The sequence below is a fragment of the Enterobacter cloacae complex sp. P2B genome (genome assembly GCF_014895985.1).
GTDB lineage: Bacteria > Pseudomonadota > Gammaproteobacteria > Enterobacterales > Enterobacteriaceae > Enterobacter > Enterobacter bugandensis.
The window spans coordinates 13,518-31,821 of sequence record NZ_JADBQQ010000022.1; the positions used below are offsets into that span (position 1 = coordinate 13,518).

The following is an 18,304-nucleotide window of genomic DNA, read 5'->3' on the forward strand; positions in this document are numbered from 1 at the left end:
ATTGTATCCTTGTGACCGCAGGCTGTGGTCACATTTCCTATTTTAATTCGATAAGCACAGGATAAGCATGCTCGATCCCAATCTGCTGCGTAATGAGCCAGACGCAGTCGCTGAAAAACTGGCACGCCGGGGCTTTAAGCTGGATGTAGATAAGCTGCGCGCTCTTGAAGAGCGTCGTAAAGTACTGCAGGTACAAACTGAAAATCTGCAGGCAGAGCGTAACTCTCGATCGAAATCCATTGGCCAGGCGAAAGCGCGCGGGGAAGATATTGAGCCATTACGCCTGGAAGTGAACAAGCTGGGTGAAGAGCTGGATCAGGCGAAAGCGGAGCTGGACGTTCTTCAGGCCGAAATTCGTGACATCGCTCTGGCTATCCCGAACATTCCTGACGAGAGCGTGCCTGTCGGCAAAGACGAGAACGACAACGTTGAAGTGAAGCGCTGGGGTACGCCTCGCGAGTTTGACTTCGAAGTGCGCGATCACGTGACGCTGGGCGAAATGCACGCGGGCCTGGACTTTGCCGCTGCGGTTAAGCTGACCGGCTCTCGCTTCGTAGTAATGAAAGGTCAGATTGCCCATCTGCACCGCGCCCTAGCGCAATTCATGCTGGATCTGCACACCGAGCAGCACGGCTACAGCGAAACCTATGTTCCGTATCTGGTTAACCACGATACGCTGTACGGTACGGGCCAGCTGCCGAAATTTGCCGGCGATCTGTTCCATACCCGTCCGCTGGATGAAGAAGCAGACAGCAGCAACTATGCGCTGATCCCAACCGCGGAAGTGCCGCTGACCAACCTCGTGCGTGATGAGATCATTGACGAAGACGATCTGCCAATCAAGCTGACGGCACACTCTCCGTGCTTCCGTTCAGAAGCCGGTTCTTACGGTCGCGACACCCGTGGTCTGATCCGTATGCACCAGTTCGACAAAGTCGAGATGGTGCAGATTGTCCGTCCGGAAGAATCTATGGACGCGCTGGAAGAGATGACTGGCCATGCGGAAAAAGTGCTGGAGCTGCTGGGCCTGCCGTATCGCCGCATGGCGCTGTGCACCGGTGACATGGGCTTTGGTGCCTGCAAAACCTTCGACCTGGAAGTCTGGGTGCCTGCACAGAACACCTACCGTGAAATCTCCTCCTGCTCTAACGTCTGGGATTTCCAGGCGCGCCGCATGCAGGCACGCTGCCGCAGCAAATCTGACAAGAAAACCCGTCTGGTGCATACCCTGAACGGTTCTGGTCTGGCTGTTGGCCGTACGCTGGTTGCCGTGCTGGAAAACTACCAGCAGGCAGATGGCCGCATCGAGATCCCTGAAGTGCTGCGTCCATACATGAAAGGACAGCAGTACATCGGCTAATTCTTTGCCTCACAACAAAAAAGCGCCTTCGGGCGCTTTTTTTATGCCTCTGAATTGACACGACGCAATACCCCCTCCCTCTAAAGTAGTAATACTCCTCCGAATGAAAGTCAGCATAAGACGCTGATAACGAAGTAATTCGTTATTTACAAAACTATATAGCGGTTCGTGCCGCCTCTTTTTTCTTTGTGAGCAACCAAAGTGAGTCTCTATGAAAATCAAAGCGCCTGAAGCGTTAATGGCTGCCGAGGTCACTCGCCGTGGGTTGATGAAAACCACGGCAATAGGCGGCCTGGCTGTAGCCAGCAGCGCCTTCACGCTCCCTTTTACCCGGCTGGCGTCGGCGGCGGACGCACTATCCGCAGCCGCAGCTCCGGAAAAAGTGGTGTGGAGTGCGTGTACCGTAAACTGCGGTAGCCGTTGTCCGCTGCGTATGCATGTGGTGGATGGCGAAATTAAGTATGTCGAAACCGACAACACCGGGGACGATAACTACGAAGGGTTACACCAGGTTCGCGCCTGCCTGCGCGGTCGGTCCATGCGTCGCCGCGTCTACAACCCGGATCGTCTGAAATACCCAATGAAGCGTGTCGGTAAGCGTGGGGAAGGGAAGTTTGAGCGCATTAGCTGGGACGAAGCCTACGACATTATCGCCACCAACATGCAGCGCCTGATCAAAGAGTACGGCAACGAGTCCATCTACCTGAACTATGGCACCGGGACGCTGGGTGGCACGATGACCCGCTCCTGGCCACCGGGTAAAACGCTGGTCGCGCGTCTGATGAACTGCTGCGGCGGTTATCTCAACCACTACGGCGACTACTCTTCCGCACAGATTGCCGCAGGTCTGAACTACACCTACGGCGGCTGGGCCGACGGCAACAGCCCGTCCGATATCGAAAACAGTAAGCTGGTCGTCCTGTTCGGTAACAACCCGGGCGAAACCCGCATGAGCGGCGGCGGGGTGACGTACTACCTCGAACAGGCCCGCGCCAAATCTAATGCCCGCATGATCATTATCGATCCGCGCTATACCGACACCGGTGCCGGGCGCGAAGATGAGTGGATCCCCATTCGTCCCGGTACCGATGCGGCACTGGTTTCCGCGCTGGCGTGGGTGATGATTACTGAAAACCTCGTCGATCAGCCGTTCCTTGATAAATACTGCGTCGGTTATGACGAGAAAACGCTGCCAGCCAGTGCCCCTGCCAATGGTCACTACAAGGCATATATTCTCGGCCAGGGCAGCGACGGCGTAGCGAAAACGCCGGAGTGGGCCTCCACCATCACCGGTATTCCGGTCGAGCGCATTGTTCAGCTGGCGCGTGAGATTGGTTCAGCTAAACCGGCCTACATCAGCCAGGGCTGGGGACCGCAGCGTCATGCGAACGGTGAAATCGCCACCCGCGCTATCTCCATGCTTTCAATTCTGACCGGCAACGTCGGCGTTCATGGCGGTAACACCGGCGCGCGCGAAGGTTCCTATGAAGTGCCGTTTGAGCGGATGCCGACGCTGGATAACCCGGTTCAGACCAGCATCTCCATGTTTATGTGGACTGACGCGATCGAGCGCGGCCCGGAAATGACCGCGCTGCGCGACGGCGTTCGGGGCAAAGACAAGCTGGATGTGCCGATCAAGATGATCTGGAACTACGCCGGCAACTGCCTTATCAACCAGCACTCGGAAATCAACCGCACCCATGAAATTCTGCAGGACGACAAGAAGTGCGAGATGATTGTGGTGATCGACTGCCACATGACCTCCTCGGCAAAATATGCCGATATTCTGCTGCCGGACTGCACCGCGTCTGAGCAGATGGATTTCGCGCTGGACGCTTCCTGCGGCAACATGTCCTACGTGATCTTTACCGACCAGGCCATCAAGCCGCGCTTCGAGTGCAAAACCATCTATGAGATGACCTCCGAACTGGCGAAGCGATTGGGCGTCGAACAGCAGTTTACCGAAGGGCGTACTCAGGAAGGGTGGATGCGCCATCTGCACGAGCTCTCTCGTAAAGCCATTCCAGACCTGCCGGACTTCGACACCTTCCGCAAGCAGGGCATGTACAAGCAGCGTGACCCGGAAGGGCATCACGTGGCGTATAAAGCGTTCCGTGAAGATCCGCAGGCGAATCCGCTGACCACGCCGTCGGGCAAAATCGAAATCTACTCCGAAGCGCTGGCAAAAATCGCGTCTACCTGGGAGCTGCCGGAGGGAGATGTTATCGATCCGCTGCCGATCTACACGCCGGGGTTCGAAAACTATAACGATCCGCTGACGGCGAAATTCCCGCTGCAGCTGACCGGTTTCCACTACAAGGCGCGCGTGCACTCCACCTACGGCAACGTTGACGTACTGAAGGCCGCCTGCCGCCAGGAGATGTGGATCAACCCGATGGATGCCAAAGCACGTGGTATCCGTAACGGGGATCGCGTGCGTATCTTTAACGGTCGCGGCGAGGTACACATTGAAGCCAAAGTGACACCGCGCATGATGCCTGGCGTAGTGGCACTGGGGGAAGGGGCCTGGTACAGCCCGGATGCCAACCGCATCGACCAGGCAGGCAGTATTAACGTCCTGACCACGCAGCGTCCGTCGCCGCTGGCGAAAGGCAACCCGTCTCACACAAACCTTGTCCAGGTTGAAAAGGTTTAAGGAGTAACCGATGACAACCCAGTATGGATTTTTCATTGATTCCAGCCGTTGCACCGGGTGCAAAACCTGCGAGCTGGCCTGTAAAGATTATAAAGATCTCACCCCGGACGTGAGCTTCCGCCGCATTTACGAATACGCCGGGGGCGACTGGCAGGAAGATAACGGCGTCTGGCATCAGAACGTCTTTGCTTATTACCTGTCGATTGCCTGTAACCACTGTGAAGATCCGGCCTGCACAAAAGTGTGCCCGAGCGGGGCGATGCACAAACGGGAGGACGGTTTTGTGGTGGTGGATGAAGATGTCTGCATCGGCTGTCGCTACTGCCATATGGCGTGCCCGTACGGCGCGCCGCAGTACAACGCCGCCAAAGGACATATGACCAAGTGCGACGGCTGACACAGCCGCGTAGCGGACGGCAAAAAGCCAATCTGCGTCGAGTCCTGCCCGCTGCGCGCGCTGGATTTTGGTCCTATAGAAGAGCTGCGTCAGAAACACGGTCAGCTTGCCGCAGTGGCACCGCTGCCGTCCGCGCACTTCACCAAGCCGAGTATTGTCATTAAACCTAACGCCAACAGCCGTCCGACGGGTGACACCACCGGCTACCTGGCAAATCCGAAGGAGGTGTGAGATGGGAAGTGGATGGCATGAATGGCCGCTGATGATCTTCACGGTCTTTGGGCAGTGCGTAGTGGGCGGCTTTATTGTTCTGGCGCTGGCGCTGTTAAAAGGGAACCTCAATGCCGAACAGCAGCAGCGTTTAGTGTTGAGCATGTTTGGCCTGTGGGTGCTGATGGGGATTGGATTTATCGCCTCTACGCTGCACCTGGGCTCACCGATGCGCGCGTTTAACTCCCTGAACCGCGTGGGGGCGTCGTCGCTCAGTAACGAAATTGCCAGCGGGGCAATATTCTTTGCCGTCGGCGGGCTGGGGTGGCTGCTGGCTGCGTTGAAGAAATTGCCTGCGGGCCTGCGCAGCCTGTGGCTGATCGTCACCATGGTACTGGGCGTGGTGTTCGTGTGGATGATGGTGCGCGTCTATAACACCATCGATACCGTTCCAACCTGGTACAGCGTCTGGACGCCGATGAGCTTCTTCCTGACGATGTTTATCGGCGGGCCGCTGCTGGGCTACCTGCTGCTGCGCGTGGCGGGGGTAAACGGTTGGGCAATGCGTCTGCTGCCAGCCGTTTCGCTGCTGGCGCTGGTGGTGAGCGCGATGGTCGCCCTGATGCAGGGGGCCGAGCTGGCAACCATTCACAGCTCTATCCAGCAGGCTTCTGCACTGGTGCCGGACTACGGTTCGCTGATGGCCTGGCGCGTGGTGTTGCTGGCAGCTGCGCTGGTGTGCTGGATCGCCCCTCAGCTTAAAGGTTATCAGCCTGCACTGCCGCTCCTGTCACTGGCTTTTGTGCTGGTGCTGGCAGGGGAGTTAATTGGTCGCGGTGTGTTTTACGGCCTGCATATGACGGTCGGTATGGCTATCGCCAGCTAATTTCATTTTTCGTTATAAAAAGCCGGGACATAGCGCCCGGCTTTTCTTTTTTTCATTCATGAAATTTTTCGACTGTCGTTTTGTTTTAATTTAGGTCATTAATAAATAAAAACAGATACATAATTAATATCTATAGCAGGCGCTGCATTAGCAGGATAAGTTTTTTAAATCGACAGGGAACATATTGTGCGAGCCGGCTAAATCTGTGGATTGACTTTGTTTTTGCCAGTGGCATGATGCGCACGAAATCTGAACTTCCTCACGGTTTTTAATCCATGACCACCTATACCCGGCCAGTGCTCCTGTTGCTCTGTGGCCTGCTTCTGTTGACCCTGGCGATCGCCGTGTTAAACACGCTCGTCCCGCTGTGGCTCGCCCATGAAAACTTACCGACCTGGCAGGTGGGTATGGTCAGCTCGTCCTTTTTTACCGGGAACCTGTTGGGCACATTATTAACCGGTAGCCTGATTAAGCGTTTTGGCTTTAATCGCAGCTATTATCTGGCCTCGCTGATTTTCGCTGCCGGGTGCGCCGGTCTGGGTCTGATGGTGGGCTTCTGGAGCTGGATGGCATGGCGCTTTATCGCCGGCGTCGGCTGCGCGATGATTTGGGTGGTGGTTGAAAGCGCGCTGATGTGTAGTGGTACCTCCCGCAACCGCGGACGTCTTCTGGCGGCCTATATGATGGTTTACTACGTCGGTACCGTTCTGGGGCAACTGATGGTCAGCAAACTGCCAACCGACCTGATGAGCGTACTGCCGTGGGTAACCGGCATGGTGCTGGCCGCGATCCTGCCGCTGCTCTTTACGCGCATTGTGAACCAGAACAGCGAACATCAGGAAGCGACCCACGTCTGGCCGATGTTGAGACTCCGTCAGGCGCGTCTGGGCGTAAACGGATGCATTATTTCGGGAATTGTACTGGGCTCGCTCTATGGCCTGATGCCGCTCTACCTGAATCATCAGGGCGTCAGCGATTCCGGAATTGGTTTCTGGATGGCGGTGATGGTCAGTGCGGGTATTGTGGGGCAATGGCCGATTGGCCGCCTGGCGGACCGCTTTGGTCGTCTGCTGGTGCTGCGCGTTCAGGTCTTCGTGGTGATCATGGGATGCCTTGCGATGCTCAGCAACGCCGCGATGGCGCCTGCACTGTTTATTCTCGGGGCCGCAGGATTCACGCTTTACCCGGTCGCGATGGCGTGGGCCTGTGAGAAAGTAGAACATCACCAGCTGGTGGCAATGAACCAGGCGCTGTTACTGAGCTATACCATCGGCAGCTTATTAGGGCCGACGTTTACCGCGATGCTGATGCAGAATTACTCTGATAATTTATTGTTTATCATGATTGCCAGCGTGTCGTTTATTTATCTCCTGATGCTGCTGCGCAAAGCGGGCGAGCATCCAACTCCTGTGGCGCACGCCTGATTAAATAAAAGCCTGTCGATGACAGGCTTTTTTGTCTCTGTCACATCTCAGAATTTTACTTATTGTTTGTTTATTGCGCCGGACGATAATTCAGGTGAGTCCTACCACAATAAGGCAGCAATCATGTCTATTCGTCGTTTTTCCACTACCGCACTGGCCGTAGTGTTGTCTTTAACGTTTGCAACGGCTCCGGTCTGGGCTAACCCAGGAAACGGGAATGGCAATGGTCACGGAAACGGGGGCGGACAGGGTAACAGCGGCAATCATGGTAACGGGAATTCTGGTAACCATGGTAATAAGCAAAATAACGGTCAGGATAACCCGGGCAAATCGAATAAGAGCGTTAAAAACAGCAAAGATGTCGGTAATGACGTCGACGCTCGCGTCAGCTTCGATCATGCCCGTCATTTGGCCCTGAATTACGGCTTAACGGGCTATGAGTCTCTGCCTCCGGGGATTGCGAAAAACCTCGCCCGCGGTAAACCGCTTCCTCCGGGCATTGCGAAGAAGACCGTACCAGCCTCTATGCTCGGCCAGCTTCCTTCCTACCCGGGCTATGAATGGCGCGTGGTCGGGGACGACCTGGTCTTAATTGCGCTGAGTACGGCGATTGTGACCTCCGTAATTAACGGCGTCTTTAAATAGAATATAAAAAGGCCCGGTGTTTACCGGGCCTTCTCTTTAATACATGACCTTGTGGCCATACTGCTCAAGAATACCTTTCACGCGTTCCATCGTCTCTTTTTTCGGCGGCTTCACGCCATCAAGCTTGTACTCTTCGCCCATCGCCACCCATTTATGTTTACCCAGTTCGTGATAGGGCAGAAGCTCAATTTTCTCGACGTTGCCCATGTCGCGGGTAAATTCACCCAGGCGATGCGCGGAGTCATCGTCATCTGACCAGCCGGGAACAACAACGTAGCGGATCCAGGTTTTGATGCCTTTATCGGCGATGTATTTGGCAAACTCCAGCGTACGGTGGTTAGAAACGCCAACCAGATTCTGGTGGATCTCATCGTTCATTTGTTTGAGATCGAGCATGACCAGATCGGTCACGTCGAGCAGTTCATCAATGACCGGATCGTAGCGGCGTACAAAGCCGTTGGTGTCGAGACAGGTATGAATGCCTTCTTTATGGCAGGCGCGGAACCAGTCGCGGACAAACTCAGCCTGAAGAATAGCTTCACCGCCGGACGCGGTCACGCCACCGCCGGATGCGTTCATAAAGTGGCGGTAGGTCACCACCTCTTTCATCAGATCTTCCACGGTGACTTCTTTACCGCCGTGCGTGTCCCAGGTGTCGCGGTTATGGCAGTACAGGCAGCGCATCAGGCAGCCCTGGAAAAAAGTAATAAAGCGGATCCCCGGGCCATCGACGGTGCCACAGGATTCAAAGGAGTGAATGCGACCAATAGTTGACATTGCGGTGATATCTCCGAATTTGGCCCATCCGGGGGCCTGTGTAGTTGCACAGCTCAAAGGCTATGTCGAGTCTGTTTTGGCTGTTATCCATAAAGTATAGATAGCGGACAAAAGAGACTGGTGAAGCGAGGGTGTTAAAAAGGCCCCACTTGCGTGGAGCCTTTATTGTACGCTTTTTAACGCGTGATTTCAGTCAATTCCACTTACATGGACTGAGTGAAAGTACGGGTGATAACGTCCTGCTGCTGTTCTTTCGTCAGGGAGTTAAAACGTACTGCGTAGCCAGATACGCGGATGGTCAGCTGAGGATATTTCTCAGGATGTTCCATCGCGTCGAGCAGCATTTCACGGTTCATTACGTTCACGTTCAGGTGCTGACCACCTTCGATGGACGCTTCGTGGTGGAAGTAACCATCCATCAGACCCGCGAGGTTAGTTTTACGCACTTCGTCGTCTTTACCCAGCGCGTTTGGCACGATAGAGAAGGTGTAAGAGATACCATCTTTCGCGTAAGCAAACGGCAGTTTAGCAACGGAGGTCAGAGAAGCTACAGCACCTTTCTGGTCACGACCGTGCATTGGGTTAGCACCTGGGCCAAATGGCGCGCCAGCACGACGACCGTCTGGGGTGTTACCGGTTTTCTTACCATACACAACGTTAGAGGTGATGGTCAGAACAGACTGAGTCGGGATAGCGTTACGGTAGGTAGTGAGTTTCTGAATTTTCTTCATGAAACGTTCTACCAGGTCAACCGCCATGTCATCAACACGAGCGTCGTTGTTACCAAACTGCGGGTATTCACCTTCGATTTCGAAGTCTACGGCCAGACCGTCTTCGTCACGAATTGGTTTAACTTTCGCGTATTTGATTGCAGACAGGGAGTCAGCCGCAACGGACAGACCTGCGATACCACACGCCATGGTGCGGATAACGTCACGGTCGTGCAGCGCCATCAGAGAGGCTTCGTAGCTGTACTTGTCGTGCATGTAGTGGATAACGTTCAGCGCGGTCACGTACTGCTTAGCCAGCCAGTCCATGAAGTGGTCCATGCGCTCCATGACTTCGTCATAGTTCAGCACGTCACCTTTAATTGGCTCAGACTTAGGACCAACCTGCATTTTCAGTTTTTCATCAACGCCGCCGTTGATAGCGTACAGCATGGTTTTCGCCAGGTTTGCACGCGCACCGAAGAACTGCATTTGTTTACCAACAACCATTGGGCTTACGCAGCAAGCGATAGCGTAGTCGTCGTTGTTGAAGTCCGGACGCATCAGGTCATCGTTCTCGTACTGCAGAGAAGAGGTATCGATGGACACTTTAGCGGCGAATTTCTTGAAGTTCAGAGGCAGTTTTTCAGACCACAGAACGGTGATGTTCGGCTCCGGAGAAGGACCCATGGTGTACAGGGTGTTCAGGAAGCGGAAGCTGTTTTTGGTAACCAGTGTACGGCCGTCAACGCCCATACCACCGATAGATTCGGTTGCCCAGATTGGGTCACCAGAGAACAGCTCATCATATTCTGGGGTACGCAGGAAGCGAACCATACGCAGTTTCATGACCAGGTGGTCAATCATTTCCTGAGCGTCTTGCTCGGTGATTTTGCCTGCTTTCAGGTCACGTTCGATGTACGCATCCAGGAAGGTGGATACGCGGCCGAAGGACATTGCTGCACCGTTCTGAGACTTAACAGCGGCCAGGTAGCCGAAGTAGGTCCACTGAATAGCTTCCTGAGCGTTGGTCGCAGGACCAGAGATATCGCAGCCGTATTTAGCCGCCATCTCTTTGATCTGACCCAGCGCGCGGTGCTGTTCAGCAATTTCTTCACGCAGACGGATAGTCGCTTCCAGGTTTACGCCGTTTTCCAGGTCAGACTGCAGGGAAACGAACTGCGCGTATTTGTCTTTCATCAGGAAGTCGATACCGTACAGCGCAACGCGACGGTAGTCACCGATGATACGACCACGGCCATAGGCATCTGGCAGACCAGTCAGAACGCCAGATTTACGGCAGTTCAGAATGTCTTTGGTATAAACATCGAATACGCCCTGGTTATGGGTTTTGCGGTATTCGGTGAAGATTTTTTTCAGCATTGGGTCCAGCTCGCGGTTATACGCTTTGCAGGAACCTTCAACCATTTTGATACCACCGAACGGGATGATGGCGCGTTTCAGTGGTGCTTCAGTCTGCAGACCAACAATTTTCTCAAGGGCTTTGTTGATGTAGCCAGCATCGTGAGAAGTGATGGTGGATGCAACGGAGGTGTCAAAATCAACTGGCGCGTGAGTGCGGTTTTCCAGTTTAACGCCTTCCATTACGCTGTCCCACAGCTTGGTGGTCGCGTCAGTTGCGCCAGCCAGGAAGGATTCGTCACCTTCATACGGGGTATAGTTTTTCTGAATGAAGTCACGGACGTTGACTTCATTTTGCCAGTCACCTTTCGCAAAACCTTCCCAGGCTGTGGCTAACTTTTCATTAAGCTCGGACATGTAACACCTACCTTCTTAAGTGGATTTTTTATTTACTGCCTGAGACAACCATTAATGATGGTCGCCGCCACGCAGGTAAATGACCCAGTATGTCAACCCAACTAACAGACCCCCACCGATAATGTTCCCGATAGTGACGGGGATCAGGTTATCAGTAATGAAATTCATAATAGTCAGGTGAGAGAAACTTTCCGGGGATGAACCAACTGCGGTCCAGAACTCCGGGCTTGCAAAGTTGCGGATAACAATCCCCATCGGGATCATGAACATATTCGCAATACTGTGCTCGAAGCCGCTGGCAACAAACATCGCAACCGGCAGAACCATAATCATGGCTTTATCCATCAGGCTACGGCCAGAGTAGCTCATCCAGACCGCCAGGCAGACCATCAGGTTTGCGAGGATGCCGAGAGCAACGGCTTCGATAAATGTGTGATGCATTTTGTGGTCAGCGGTTTGCAGGACATTAAGCCCCCAGCCACCGTTGGCGGTCATATACTCGCCAGAGAGCCACATCAACAGAACAAAGAGCAGACAGCCAATCAGGTTACCAACGTAGACGTTAAGCCAGTTGCGCGCCAGTTGACCCCAGGTAATTCTTCCGCTGGCTTTCGCCACAACAATCAGCACCGTTGAGGTGAAGAGGTCGGCGCCGCAAATGACGCAGAGAATCAGACCCAGTGAGAAGCAAATGCCGCCAATCAGTTTGGCCATGCCGAAAGGCATTCCGGCAGTACCGGTGGTAGCGGTGATGTAGAAGACGAAAGCGATAGAGATGAACACACCAGCGGTGATCGCCAGATAGAACGTCTTCATCGGGTGTTTCGTTGCTTTATAGACACCCGCTTCTTCGGCAACTTTTGCCATCGCGGCGGGGAGTAAAAGATCAAAAGGGTTGTCAGCTTTCACACTAACTCTCTCTTTATTAAGTCGGCGACGAGATACTAACAAAGCATTATAGAAGAGAAATTGATATAGATCATATCTCGCCTGGCTTATAGGCCCGCAGTATGTATGGTTTTACAACAAATGCGGAGTAAGTAGTTGATTATCCGTATAAAAATAAATTTTAAAAGTTATGAAAAGAGTTGAATTTTTTCGTTCGGCCCCCTTCGAAACAGTTAATTAATATGGAGTATTTACCATAAAAAGTAACAATAAAGCCCGGGTAAATATTATTATATTTACCCGTGTTTAACTTTATTATTACAATCAACAATCATTGCCGAAGAGAATAAAAAACGGGGCAATGAAATTGCCCCGTAATATAGCCCAGACGATTGAATACGCCTACTGCCGTTAATGTTATATGCGCTTATTTTGACCAGTAAGCGGCTTTTGCTTTCTGCAGCTTTTCATAGGCCTTCAGCAGAGACTGATGCGCCGGGAAGGCTTTCAGATCGCTGTCAACCGCCTGCAGACCGTAGAACGGCTCTTCACCGCTCAGCGCCGCGCTGGCGGCTTCAACCGCTTCAGCACCGTACATACGTACGAAAGCGTTCAGGTACTGCAGTGGCTCGCGATCGTCTTCCTGCGCAAGCAGCAGCAGGGTTTGCAGGCAGCGGTAATAGTTGGTGCGCTCGGCGGAGAAGACCGACTGGTTAAACTCCATGGTCCATTCTGTCCAGGCCAGAGCCTGATCCAGATCGCCGCCCGCGAGGGCCAGCATCGCTTTCAGTTCACCGATGCGCAGCGTATACCAGCCGTTGTCTTTCCCGGTCGCCAGACCCAGCAGCTCGCGCACGCGGGTAAAGTCATCGTGGCCTTCATCGTCCAGCTGGGCTATCAGGTTGAGATAATCTTCTTTTTCCCACTCGCTGCCCGGCAGGGAGAGTAGGGTTTCACGCAGGTGCGCGCCCATGCTGTTGTTTGCGAGCCACAGATCTTCCGCCGGGTAGATATCGGACATGCCAGGTACGATGATGCGGCACGCGTAAACGCCCAGGTGTTCGTAGTCGGCAATGTAGACTTCCTGATCTTCGGCGTCGAAGATTGCCATCAATGTAGCGAACTCTTCTTCGGTGGTACCGGCAAAGCTCCAGTCCACGAACGGATAGTCCGCGTCCTGCTTGAACATATCCCAGGAAATCAAACCGCTGGAGTCGATGAAGTGGGTTTCGAGGTTGGTGTGCTCGGCTACTTCTTCATCGTCAAACGTTGGCGGGGTGAATACGTCGAGATCTTTCAGGCTACGGCCCTGCAGCAGCTCGGTCACGGTACGCTCCAGCGCCACGCCGAAGTCAGGGTGCGCACCGAAGGAGGCGAAGCAGGTTCCGTTAGTCGGGTTAAACAGCACGACGCAGATAACCGGATATTTACCGCCCAGCGAGCCGTCATACGCAAAGATTGGGAAACCTTCCGCTTCCAGTTTGGCGATGGATTCCACCACGCCCGGGTAGCGCGCCAGCACGTCCGCCGGGATCTCCGGCAGGCTGATGGATTCAGCGATGATACGGTTTTTAATGTGACGCTCGAACACTTCAGACAGGCCCTGCACGCGCGCTTCATTGCGGGTATTACCGGCGGACATACCGTTGGACACATACAGGTTGCCGACGATGTTCATCGGAATATACACGGTCTGCTCGTCAGACTGACGGGTGAACGGCAGGGCGCAGATCCCACGCTCTTCATTCCCAGATTGCAGATCGATCAGCATGCTGGCGGTCAGTTCGTTTTCCGGATCGTAGAAGGCACGCAGACGGCCATCCAGAATGCCTTCCGGCAGTTCATCGTCTTCGGTCAGCGGGAACCATTTTTCGTTCGGATAGTGAACGAAAGGGCCGTTGGCGATGGTTTCACCCAGCCAGAAGTCAGCGAAGAAGTAGTTGGTGGACAGACGCTCAAAATACTCACCCAGCGCAGAGGCCAGTGCCGCTTTTTTCGTCGCACCTTTACCGTTGGTAAAGCAGAGCGCGCAGTCTTTGTCGCGAATGTGCACGGACCAGACGTGAGGCACCGGGTTCAGCCAGGAGGCTTCTTCGATGTTAAAGCCCAGGTCGGTCAGTTTCTGCTGGAAGCGAGCGATGGAATCTTCCAGAGCGGCGTCTTTGCCGGGGATAAACGTTTGAGTCATGGCGTTCACTTTTATCGTACGTAAAGCGCGCAATGATACGGGTTTTGCGTGACGGGTGCTATCTCCGGCGAAAATAAATGGCTGGGCTATGCTTAGTAGCAGTAACTGACTGTTAAGGCATAGAAAAATGAAAGCATTTGATCTCCAGCGGATGGCGTTTGATAAAGTTCCACCTGAATTTCTGGGCGAAGTGGCGCTGCGCAGCCTGTATACCTTCGTACTCGTCTTCCTGTTTCTCAAAATTACCGGCCGTCGTGGCGTTCGTCAGATGTCGCTGTTTGAAGTGCTGATCATCCTGACGCTGGGCTCGGCGGCGGGGGATGTTGCCTTCTATGACGACGTGCCGATGGTGCCGGTGTTTATCGTTTTTGTTTCCCTCGCCTTGCTTTACCGGCTGGTGATGTGGCTAATGTCGAAAAGTGAAAAGCTGGAAGATCTGCTTGAAGGGAAGCCGGTCGTTATCGTCGAGGACGGTCAGCTGGCCTGGGAAAATGTGCAAAGCGCCAATATGACCGAGTTTGAGTTCTTCATGGAGCTGCGCCTGAATAGCGTTGAACAGCTCGGACAGGTGCGGCTGGCGATCATGGAAACCAATGGGCAAATCAGCGTCTATTACTATGCTGATGACGACGTTAAGCCCGGCCTGTGTATCCTGCCGGATATGTTAGTAGAACGGTTCAGGGTGATACCTGAAACCGGGGAGTATGCATGTATAAAATGTAGTCATGTTGTGGGGATGCATGCGGGCGATCATCAATTATGCCCTCGTTGTGCAAATCCGGAATGGACAAAGGTTAGCCGGGCTAAACGCCTCGTCTGACAGCGATTTTGTCGGTTTTGTGACGACGAGGCGGCAGATTGTTTTGTGTGACGAAGGGCACATTTCCCCGGTCATAAGTTTTAGACATTGCGGCGCGTGTCACTGAATGATAAAACCGATATCCACAGTTATAACTTATGGCTTTTAGCGTGGTGAGGGGAAATGGCTCAAGTTTTTAATTTCAGTTCAGGTCCGGCAATGTTACCGGCAGACGTGCTCAAACAGGCTCAACAGGAGCTGTGTGACTGGAACGGTCTGGGTACGTCGGTGATGGAAATCAGCCACCGGGGTAAAGAGTTTATTCAGGTGGCGGAAGAGGCAGAAAAGGATTTTCGCGATCTGCTGAACATTCCCTCGAACTACAAAGTATTGTTCTGTCACGGCGGTGGACGCGGCCAGTTTGCTGGCGTACCCCTGAATATCCTGGGCGACAAAACGACGGCTGACTACGTTGACGCGGGTTACTGGGCGGCAAGCGCCGTAAAAGAAGCGCACAAATACTGCACGCCGAACGTTATTGACGCCAAAGTGACCGTTGACGGTCTGCGCGCCGTGAAGCCAATGCGCGAGTGGCAGCTTTCTGATAACGCCGCCTACCTTCACTACTGCCCGAACGAAACCATTGACGGGATTGCCATCGACGAGACGCCAGACTTCGGCAAAGACGTTGTGGTTGCCGCCGACTTCTCCTCCACCATTCTGTCTGCGCCACTAGACGTCAGCCGTTACGGCGTTATCTATGCGGGCGCGCAGAAAAATATCGGTCCTGCGGGCCTGACTATCGTCATCGTGCGTAAAGACTTGCTGGGTAAAGCCCATAAGTCCTGCCCGTCAATCCTGGATTACACCATCCTGAATGACAACGACTCCATGTTCAACACCCCACCAACGTTTGCCTGGTACCTTTCCGGCCTGGTCTTCAAATGGCTGAAGCAAAACGGCGGCGTGGCGCAGATGGACAAGATCAATCAGCAAAAAGCCGAGCTGCTGTACGGCACGATCGACAAGAGCGATTTCTACCGTAACGATGTAGCGAAAGCGAACCGTTCGCGCATGAACGTACCGTTCCAGCTGGCAGACAGCAGCCTGGACAGCGTGTTCCTGGAAGAGTCGTTCGCAGCGGGTCTGCACGCGCTGAAAGGCCATCGTGTGGTTGGCGGGATGCGTGCTTCCATTTATAACGCCATGCCGCTGGAAGGGGTTAAAGCCCTGACCGATTTCATGATCGACTTCGAACGTCGTCACGGTTAATTTGCTGTTTTTCACCCCCGCAGCGTCCCTGCGGGGTTTTTATTATGTTGAGTTGAGAGTTTAGTTTTCATGGAATCCCTGACGTTACAACCTATCGCGCGGGTAGATGGCACCATCAATCTGCCTGGTTCAAAAAGTGTCTCGAACCGCGCTCTGCTGCTGGCAGCTCTGGCAAACGGCACCACCGTCCTCACCAACCTGCTGGACAGCGATGACGTGCGCCATATGCTCAATGCGCTGAAAGCGTTGGGCGTTCATTACACACTCTCTGACGATCGTACCCGCTGCGAAGTGACCGGCAACGGCGGCGCGCTGCAGGCGAGTGACGAGCTTGAGCTGTTTCTGGGTAACGCGGGTACCGCGATGCGTCCGCTGGCGGCAGCCCTGTGCCTCGGGAGCAATAACATCGTGCTGACCGGCGAGCCGCGCATGAAGGAACGTCCGATCGGCCATCTGGTAGATGCCCTGCGTCAGGGCGGCGCGCAGATTGAGTATCTGGAGCAGGAAAATTACCCGCCACTGCGTCTGCGCGGGGGCTTTACCGGCGGTACCGTCGAGGTTGACGGCAGCGTCTCCAGCCAGTTCCTGACGGCGCTGCTGATGACCGCGCCGCTGGCCCCGCAGGATACGGTTATCACGATTAAAGGTGAGCTGGTCTCCAAACCGTATATTGATATTACGCTGCATCTGATGAAAACCTTCGGCGTTGAGGTTGAAAACCAGTCTTATCAGCGTTTCGTGGTTCGCGGCGCGCAGAAGTACCAGTCGCCGGGCAACTACCTGGTTGAAGGCGATGCTTCATCCGCATCCTATTTCCTTGCCGCTGGCGCGATTAAAGGCGGTACGGTAAAAGTGACCGGCATTGGCCGCAACAGCGTGCAGGGCGATATTCGTTTTGCTGACGTGCTGGAAAAAATGGGCGCGGTTGTCACCTGGGGGGATGATTTCATCTCCTGTACCCACGGTGAGCTGAACGCCATCGACATGGACATGAACCATATCCCGGATGCGGCGATGACCATTGCCACGGCGGCGCTGTTTGCCAAAGGCACCACCACGCTGCGCAACATTTATAACTGGCGCGTAAAAGAGACGGACCGCCTGTTCGCGATGGCAACCGAGCTGCGTAAAGTTGGCGCTGAGGTAGAAGAGGGCGAAGATTACATTCGCGTTACCCCTCCGGCAAAACTGCAGTTTGCTGAAATCGGGACCTATAACGATCACCGTATGGCGATGTGTTTCTCGCTGGTGGCGCTGTCCGATACCCCTGTGACCATTCTCGATCCGAAATGTACGGCGAAAACCTTCCCGGACTATTTCGAACAGCTGGCGCGCATTAGCACCCTGGCATGATGAAGTCTTGCCGCATCACCTGATGCGGCATTTCCTTACGCTTCCTGACGATCTTTCCCGCTCATTTCTTCTACACTCTGCTTCTATCATTCCGTAATTTGCACGCAAAGGTAACAGTTGCGCACGTTGGCGCGTATAATGCGCGGCGTTCATGTTAACGGTATGCCTTATTTAAGGAGAAAAAGATGACGGCAGTTGCCCCGGTAATCACCATTGATGGGCCGAGTGGCGCAGGGAAAGGTACTCTGTGCAAAGCGATGGCGGAAGCATTGCAATGGCATCTTTTAGATTCGGGAGCAATCTATCGCGTGCTGGCGCTGGCTGCGCTGCATCATCACGTGGATGTCGCCTCTGAAGAAGCGCTGGTACCGCTGGCTGCGCATCTGGATGTGCGTTTTGTTTCCACCGATGGCAACCTGGAAGTGATCCTGGAAGGGGAAGACGTGAGCGGCGAGATCCGTACGCAGGAAGTCGCTAATGCGGCCTCCCAGGTGGCGGCTTTCCCACGCGTTCGTGAGGCGCTGCTGCGTCGCCAGCGAGCGTTTCGTGAAGCCCCGGGTCTGATCGCTGATGGACGCGACATGGGAACCGTGGTCTTCCCTGATGCGCCAGTAAAAATCTTCCTTGACGCCTCTTCGGAAGAACGTGCTCAACGCCGTATGCTTCAGTTGCAGGAAAAGGGGTTTAGTGTTAACTTTGATCGCCTTTTATCCGAGATAAAAGAGCGCGATGACCGCGATCGTAACCGCGCCGTCGCACCGCTTGTTCCTGCAGAAGATGCATTAGTTCTGGATTCAACCAGTTTAACTATTGAGCAAGTGATTGAAAAAGCGCTACAATATGCGCGCCAAAAACTGGCACTCGCGTAATCGCGACCGATTTAGCAGTACCCCCGCTGCAATGGATTGACGGCGGGTATGTGAAACAACCCCATCCGGCACGGAGCCAGGTGGACGTTAATAT

General features: G+C 54.1%; 13 protein-coding genes and 1 pseudogene. 10 read left to right on the forward strand and 4 right to left on the reverse strand.

Annotated features, from left to right (window positions below; translation table 11 throughout):
• Positions 1 to 67: 67 nt before the first annotated feature.
• From serS to IM313_RS18675, 6 genes and pseudogenes are all read left to right on the forward strand, one after another.
• Positions 68 to 1,360 (forward strand): serine--tRNA ligase, encoded by a 1,293-nt coding sequence (gene serS / locus IM313_RS18650; RefSeq protein ID WP_063154575.1) that lies wholly within the window; start codon positions 68 to 70, stop codon positions 1,358 to 1,360.
• A 211-nt stretch (positions 1,361 to 1,571) separates the two neighbouring features.
• Positions 1,572 to 4,016, forward strand: a complete 2,445-nt coding sequence (dmsA, locus tag IM313_RS18655; RefSeq protein WP_047362717.1) for a dimethylsulfoxide reductase subunit A — start codon at positions 1,572 to 1,574, stop codon at positions 4,014 to 4,016.
• A gap of 10 nt (positions 4,017 to 4,026) precedes the next feature.
• Positions 4,027 to 4,644: pseudogene (locus IM313_RS18660) on the forward strand (DMSO/selenate family reductase complex B subunit).
• A gap of 1 nt (position 4,645) precedes the next feature.
• Positions 4,646 to 5,509 carry a dimethyl sulfoxide reductase anchor subunit family protein gene (locus IM313_RS18665; protein ID WP_048960585.1) on the forward strand — a complete coding sequence of 288 codons (864 nt, stop codon included), beginning with the start codon at positions 4,646 to 4,648 and terminating at the stop codon, positions 5,507 to 5,509.
• A 275-nt stretch (positions 5,510 to 5,784) separates the two neighbouring features.
• Positions 5,785 to 6,933, forward strand: a complete 1,149-nt coding sequence (locus IM313_RS18670) for an MFS transporter (RefSeq protein WP_045261768.1) — start codon at positions 5,785 to 5,787, stop codon at positions 6,931 to 6,933.
• Between the two features lie 123 nt (positions 6,934 to 7,056).
• Positions 7,057 to 7,578: an anti-virulence regulator CigR family protein gene (locus IM313_RS18675; RefSeq protein ID WP_192970858.1), complete on the forward strand. Its 522-nt coding sequence runs from the start codon at positions 7,057 to 7,059 to the stop codon at positions 7,576 to 7,578.
• Between the two features lie 36 nt (positions 7,579 to 7,614).
• On the opposite strand, the gene pflA is transcribed toward IM313_RS18675, so the two are convergent.
• From pflA to ycaO, 4 genes are all read right to left on the reverse strand, one after another.
• Positions 7,615 to 8,355: a pyruvate formate lyase 1-activating protein gene (gene pflA, locus IM313_RS18680; RefSeq protein ID WP_028012563.1), complete on the reverse strand. Its 741-nt coding sequence runs from the start codon at positions 8,353 to 8,355 to the stop codon at positions 7,615 to 7,617.
• Positions 8,356 to 8,558: 203 nt separating this feature from the next.
• Positions 8,559 to 10,841, reverse strand: coding sequence for a formate C-acetyltransferase (gene pflB, locus IM313_RS18685; RefSeq protein WP_023338210.1), 2,283 nt, complete (start codon positions 10,839 to 10,841; stop codon positions 8,559 to 8,561).
• Positions 10,842 to 10,892: 51 nt separating this feature from the next.
• A complete protein-coding gene (gene focA / locus IM313_RS18690; protein ID WP_028012564.1) occupies positions 10,893 to 11,750 on the reverse strand; it encodes a formate transporter FocA in 858 nt (285 codons plus the stop codon).
• A 406-nt stretch (positions 11,751 to 12,156) separates the two neighbouring features.
• A complete protein-coding gene (gene ycaO, locus IM313_RS18695) occupies positions 12,157 to 13,917 on the reverse strand; it encodes a 30S ribosomal protein S12 methylthiotransferase accessory factor YcaO (protein ID WP_049136587.1) in 1,761 nt (586 codons plus the stop codon).
• Between the two features lie 127 nt (positions 13,918 to 14,044).
• Between ycaO and IM313_RS18700 the strand changes: the two genes are divergently transcribed.
• The 4 genes from IM313_RS18700 (at position 14,045) to cmk (ending at position 18,210) form a co-directional block, all read left to right on the forward strand.
• Positions 14,045 to 14,737 (forward strand): DUF421 domain-containing protein, encoded by a 693-nt coding sequence (locus IM313_RS18700; protein ID WP_028012566.1) that lies wholly within the window; start codon positions 14,045 to 14,047, stop codon positions 14,735 to 14,737.
• Between the two features lie 162 nt (positions 14,738 to 14,899).
• A complete protein-coding gene (gene serC / locus IM313_RS18705; RefSeq protein WP_192970859.1) occupies positions 14,900 to 15,988 on the forward strand; it encodes a 3-phosphoserine/phosphohydroxythreonine transaminase in 1,089 nt (362 codons plus the stop codon).
• A gap of 69 nt (positions 15,989 to 16,057) precedes the next feature.
• The gene (aroA, locus tag IM313_RS18710) at positions 16,058 to 17,341 is read left to right on the forward strand and encodes a 3-phosphoshikimate 1-carboxyvinyltransferase (protein ID WP_192970860.1); all 1,284 of its coding nucleotides are present in this window, start codon (positions 16,058 to 16,060) and stop codon (positions 17,339 to 17,341) included.
• A 185-nt stretch (positions 17,342 to 17,526) separates the two neighbouring features.
• A complete protein-coding gene (cmk, locus tag IM313_RS18715) occupies positions 17,527 to 18,210 on the forward strand; it encodes a (d)CMP kinase (protein WP_013097305.1) in 684 nt (227 codons plus the stop codon).
• The last annotated feature ends 94 nt before the right edge of the window (positions 18,211 to 18,304 follow it).

Bases quoted from the DNA above. Each gene is read 5' to 3' on its own strand.
- pflB (WP_023338210.1), bottom strand. From the start codon at position 10,841: ATGTCCGAGCTTAATGAAAAGTTAGCCACAGCCTGGGAAGGTTTTGCG.
- dmsA (WP_047362717.1), top strand. From the start codon at position 1,572: ATGAAAATCAAAGCGCCTGAAGCGTTAATGGCTGCCGAGGTCACTCGC.
- IM313_RS18675 (WP_192970858.1), top strand. From the start codon at position 7,057: ATGTCTATTCGTCGTTTTTCCACTACCGCACTGGCCGTAGTGTTGTCT.
- aroA (WP_192970860.1), top strand. From the start codon at position 16,058: ATGGAATCCCTGACGTTACAACCTATCGCGCGGGTAGATGGCACCATC.
- cmk (WP_013097305.1), top strand. From the start codon at position 17,527: ATGACGGCAGTTGCCCCGGTAATCACCATTGATGGGCCGAGTGGCGCA.
- ycaO (WP_049136587.1), bottom strand. From the start codon at position 13,917: ATGACTCAAACGTTTATCCCCGGCAAAGACGCCGCTCTGGAAGATTCC.
- pflA (WP_028012563.1), bottom strand. From the start codon at position 8,355: ATGTCAACTATTGGTCGCATTCACTCCTTTGAATCCTGTGGCACCGTC.
- IM313_RS18700 (WP_028012566.1), top strand. From the start codon at position 14,045: ATGAAAGCATTTGATCTCCAGCGGATGGCGTTTGATAAAGTTCCACCT.
- serC (WP_192970859.1), top strand. From the start codon at position 14,900: ATGGCTCAAGTTTTTAATTTCAGTTCAGGTCCGGCAATGTTACCGGCA.
- IM313_RS18670 (WP_045261768.1), top strand. From the start codon at position 5,785: ATGACCACCTATACCCGGCCAGTGCTCCTGTTGCTCTGTGGCCTGCTT.
- IM313_RS18665 (WP_048960585.1), top strand. From the start codon at position 4,646: ATGGGAAGTGGATGGCATGAATGGCCGCTGATGATCTTCACGGTCTTT.
- serS (WP_063154575.1), top strand. From the start codon at position 68: ATGCTCGATCCCAATCTGCTGCGTAATGAGCCAGACGCAGTCGCTGAA.